Annotated in this window: 3 protein-coding genes; 2 read left to right on the forward strand and 1 reads right to left on the reverse strand. The window is 24.8% G+C overall.

The window, feature by feature from the left end:
* Window positions 1-72: 72 nt before the first annotated feature.
* Complete coding sequence (locus CAMP5053_RS07890; RefSeq protein ID WP_039626225.1) at window positions 73-588, reverse strand: Hcp family type VI secretion system effector; 516 nt, start codon at window positions 586-588, stop codon at window positions 73-75.
* 135 nt (window positions 589-723) lie between these two features.
* Between CAMP5053_RS07890 and tssM the strand changes: the two genes are divergently transcribed.
* Both tssM and CAMP5053_RS07900 read left to right on the forward strand, forming a co-directional pair.
* Window positions 724-4,266, forward strand: coding sequence for a type VI secretion system membrane subunit TssM (tssM, locus tag CAMP5053_RS07895; protein ID WP_337217605.1), 3,543 nt, complete (start codon window positions 724-726; stop codon window positions 4,264-4,266).
* Entirely contained in the window at window positions 4,256-5,158 is a 903-nt protein-coding gene (locus CAMP5053_RS07900; protein ID WP_214100891.1) for a hypothetical protein, read from the forward strand. The genes tssM and CAMP5053_RS07900 overlap by 11 nt, the downstream gene beginning before the upstream one ends.
* The last annotated feature ends 37 nt before the right edge of the window (window positions 5,159-5,195 follow it).

Below are 5,195 nucleotides of genomic sequence, written 5' to 3' on the forward strand. Positions count from 1 at the left end.
TTATTTTTAATGAAAGTGATAAGGATATTAAATAGCATATAAAGCTCATTGTTTAACAATGAGCTTATTGTGTTACGAATTTGCTTCTCTCCAATCATCACTTCCGCTTGTTCCAGCCGCTGTATGCTCCCAAATAACTTTTCTGTAATTTAAAGATACCTTAAAAAGCTCTGTTTTGTCATGATTGTTTGCTTCTTGAGCATTTGGCATTACTAAGGTAATATCTGTAATGATAGCATCTTCTAATTTAGTTGTAAAAAAATGTTCTTGTCCACCACTTGTTGATGTTCTAAACCAATGAACTTCAACACTCGGAAGTCTTTCACCTTTTGTAAGTGCATTGTAAAGTAGAGGAACTGCTTTATTTAGAGAGCAAGTGAAAGTAAAAGGCTTATGAACTCTTTGTCCTGATGGTTGTCCACTTTGTTGATCAACTGGAACTGTTACAATATGAGAAATTTCTTGAGCCATAATCTCGTCTTCGTGTCCTGCTTGATAGCGATTTCCTATACTTGCTTCTGTAGAAGCACCACTTGAAATAAGTCCTTGTGTTGAACCTTCGATTTTGATATATGCTGGTTGTGCCATGTTTTTCCTTATGATTATAATTTTAACTTTATATTTATATTAAAAGCTTTTAATATTTTAATACAAAATAAGTAAAAATAATATAAAATTAATAAATAGAAATAAAAATTATTTGAATTTATATTAGGAAAAATTATGTTTCAAAAAATAATGCAAATTTTAAAATCTAGGATTTTCGTAATCACATTAATACTTATTATTTTAGTTGTCTTAAGTTTATTTTTTTGGGCTTATGGTTCTTTATTTGCGTTTAATGAAATTTATGTTTTTAGTAATTCTTATTTAAGATTTGGGATAATTTTTATATTTTGGTGTTGTATTTTTTTGTTTTTTCTTTTAAAGCCTTTAAGTAATTTTATAAAATCTTTTAAGGATGACAAAAGAATAAGACTTAAAGAAATTAAAAAAGAATCTAATGAATTTTTATACAAAGCAAAAAGAAATTTCTTTATCGCATTAAAAGATGCCAAACAAACATGGAAAAAAGATATCAACACTAAAAATTTGCCTCTTGTTGTTATTGTGGGAAATGAAGGTGCTGGTAAAAGTACTTTTATAAATTATTCTGATATAGAATATCCTTTAAGTGATAGTTTAGAATCATATAAAAAGATGCATAAGTCTACCAATAATTTTAGCTTATATGTTTCCAAGAAAGGCGCTTTGCTTGATACTGAGGGAAATTATTTTTCTCAAGAAGATTTTTTTCATCCTAATAGTAGCGATGAGTTACCCGAAGATGATATAGAGAAAAATAGAGACTTCTTAATTAAAAAGAGCATTTGGCAAAATTTTTTAAAATTTTTAAATAAGAATTATTTTCATAGTAAATTAAATGGCATTATTTTAATAATTGATACTCGATTGTTTTTGGAAAACACAAAAGAATATTCTAATAATTTAATTCGTTATTTAACAAAAAGGGTGCATGAGTGTGAAAAAATTTTAGGTGTACAATTACCTATTTATGTTGTTTTTTCAAAATTAGATTTGATAGAAGGTATGAGAGAATTTTTTGATATTTTTAATGAAAAAATTCAAAAAAAAGCTTTTGGTATAAGTTTTGCAGAACATTTTAAAGAAGAAGATATTCAAAAGTCTTTTGAAGAGATAAGCAAATCTTTGTTTTTACGTTTTGTTGATAAAAATTCTTCTATATATACTATAGAGGAAAAAAATAAAATTTATTTATTTTTAAAGCAGTTGGATAATTTATTTGTATTGAGCAAAGACTTTATCGTGCAACTCCAAAATGAAAATATTTTAAAAAATAGTTCAGTTTTAAGAGGGGTATATTATGTAAGTGCTTATCAAGAAAATGTGCCAAGAAATTTTATGCTTGATACAATTTGTGAAAAGTATAATATAAAAAAACCATTAGCTCAAGTAAAACAGTCTTTTAGTAAGCAAAGTTATTTTGTTCAGTCTTTGCTTGAAGATATTGTCTTTAAAGATTCATCGCTAAGTAGAATTAAAAGTTTTTACAAAAAGATATCGCTTGTGGGTCTAACTATATTTTTGAGTTGTATGACTTATTTTATTTCATCTTATTTTATTCTTAAAAGTGAGCAAGAAAAGAAAATATCTCAAAGTGTTTATACAGATCTTTCATTTTTGTTGAAAAATATGCAAGATTACCCCATGATGAGTATAGAAGAGAAAGCAAAATTATTAGTTGATTTAAGAAATATACTAAGTGTATATCCACAATTAATCGAAAAGGCAAGTTTGTTTGAATATTTTAGCTTAAACATAACATATAAAGGCTTTAAAAAAGCACAAAATTTATATTATAAAATTAGTGAAGATGTGTTGAAAAATACCCTATTAAAAGAAATGGAAATAATATTACAAACTGATGATAATTATGATAACTTAATTAAAACTTTATATGTATATAAATCATTGTTTGAGCAAAAATATCTTGATAAAGATTTATTAAAAATATGGATTAATGAAAATTGGAATTTTTTAGAAAAATATAAAATTTCTAAAGAAAATTTTCTATCTGGTATCGATGAACTTCAAAAGATTGATTTAAGCACTTCTCAGCAAGATGACATTTCGGTTAAATTATCTATTGAAAAACTATATAATGTAGCAAAAATTCAAAGAATATATACTTTACTTAACTTTATCATTCTAGATAAAAACAATAAAGTATATAATTTTAAAAATGAATTAGGATTTGCTGCTAATAATGTTTTCTCAGAGTCTATTAAAATTGATAGTATTGAAGAAATTTACACAAAAAAAGGTATGGCTGACTTTTTGCAAACGTTAAATGTAAAAATAGATAAAGCCATTGAGATTGATTCGTGGATTTTAAATGATTTGTCAAATTCTGAAAATAGAAGCAATATGGCAATGGGAATTATTAAAATTTATTTAACGCAATATCAAAATAAATGGCAAGAAATTTTAAATTCACTTGCACCAAAAAAGTTTATTTCCAAAAGTTCTATGCTAAATGAACTTAATATACTATCTAAAAAAGAAAATCCTTTAATGAATTTTATAAAAATTGTTAGTGTAAATACCAATCTTAACGATGCTACTTTACTAACTCAAGCATATAATCTCGGTGTTAATGCTGCTGAAATAAAGACAAGTTTTATGGGGATTACCAGTTCGTTTGATGCTTATCATAAAATTATAGAACAAAATTCTATTTTAAATACGGGTGCTACTGCTGTAGGTTTAGATGTTGGAAGTCATCAAAAAACCATGGAATTAATAAATACAGATTTGTCTAATATTCATAAAAAAATAACTGACTTTACAACAAATAACTCGCAAACTATTGAGGAAAAAATAAAATACGCTTTAAGCGATAGTAAAGATTCTAGCGACCCATTTAGTTCTCTTGAACAAAATATTAAAAATTTACCAAGTGAATTGGAAAAATATTATGCAACTCTTTCTTTGTATGCTTGGAATATTATAGAAAACCATGGAGTTTCTTTGTTTAATACTGTTTGGTTGAATGAGGTTTATGCACCATTTGTTAATGATATAGCTCCTTTTTATCCTTTTAATTTATTAAGTTCACAAGAATTAAGTATAGATTCTTTTAAAAATTTCTTTGGTAAAAATGGAATTTTAAATAAGTTTTATGAAAAATATTTAACAAATGTTCTAATTAAAAGAAAAAATGTTTACTCTATTAATTCTAAATTTAGTTCAAGATTAACTTTTTCCAAAGAATTTTTGGATTTTATTACTAAGGCTGGTAATTTATCAGAGTTAATGCTAAATGCAAATGATGTAATGAGGGTGCGCTTTACTTTACAAAGTCTTGACTTAAGTGCCGATTTTTCTTTTGTAAAAGTTCAGTATAATGATACTTCTATTATATATGATCACACATTGCATACAAAATTAGATGTTATAACTGATGAATTTAACAATGGAACTAGTTTTGATTTCACTGCGTATTCTTATTTAGATGCTAATATAAATTACACAAAATCATATAAAGGAGAATGGGCTTGGTATAAATTATTACAGGAAAGTAAAAATTCAAATTCATCTTACAGTGTTTTATTTAATGACAATAAAAAAATGTATTTTGATTTCAAACTTAATAATAACAACTCAGATATTAATAATATAATTATGATATTAAGTGATTTTAAAATAGTAGAAAATATAACAAAGGCTCAAAATGATAGATAAAGAAACCATAGGATTAATAATTGAAAATATTGACGAAAATATTACAAAAACAGTAGCTTGTGTATTTGATGAAACTGGTGGACTTGTTGGATCAAGTCCAGAATGTTTATTTTGGATACAAGATAAAAATAATTCTGTTAAAGAAAAACATATGAAGATTACTTTTGAAGAAGGTTTTTTTACTATGACGCCTATAGAAGGCAGTGATATTTTTTATAATAATTCTTTTTCTAGATTGGAAGATGGTTATGAAATTATTATCAACAAAGGCGATGTTCTAAAGTTAGGTCTTATTGAGTTGCGTTTTGTTGATTCAAAAGAGATTAAACAAGAAACTTTAAAGCAAGCAAAAGAAATAAAAGAAATAGAAAAACACACACAGATGGATGAAATAGAGCTAAAACCTAGAGGAAAAATAGATGGTTTAGATTTTAAGGCAAAAGAAAACATTAAAGAACTTATTGAAACAAAAATAGATTATAGTTTTATAGAGGATAATAATATTAAAAATTCTGAAGTTATTATAGAATCTAATTCTTCTGTTAATTTAGATTTTACTTATGAAAATATAGGAAAAATTTTAGATAAATTGCAAAATGAATTATCACAAAATCGTAAAAAAACAATACTAAATGATAATTTCCAAAAATTAAATATAGATGATTTTCAAACAGTTATTTCAAAAATTCCGCTTATTAAAGATACAAAACTAATTAATCTTGTTGTATTAAAATTAATTACTAAAGAATTGTATTCGCCTGTATTTAAAGAGATGGAAGAAGATATTTTTATGACTTATTTGCAAAACGCCTTGCAAAATATCATCAAAAATGATCAAAATATATTTGAAAATTTGACTTTACTGTCTTTAAATAAATACAAAGAAAAATAATTTTTCAAAGTAAAGTAAGATAATTTTCCAAAATTAA

The organism is Campylobacter sp. S4:11 (assembly GCF_024723695.1).
In the GTDB taxonomy this organism is placed as follows: Bacteria; Campylobacterota; Campylobacteria; order Campylobacterales; family Campylobacteraceae; genus Campylobacter_D; species Campylobacter_D jejuni_C.

Excerpts from the sequence above, each read along its gene's own strand:
- tssM (WP_337217605.1), top strand. The coding sequence starts at position 724 with ATGTTTCAAAAAATAATGCAAATTTTAAAATCTAGGATTTTCGTAATC.
- CAMP5053_RS07890 (WP_039626225.1), bottom strand. The coding sequence starts at position 588 with ATGGCACAACCAGCATATATCAAAATCGAAGGTTCAACACAAGGACTT.
- CAMP5053_RS07900 (WP_214100891.1), top strand. The coding sequence starts at position 4,256 with ATGATAGATAAAGAAACCATAGGATTAATAATTGAAAATATTGACGAA.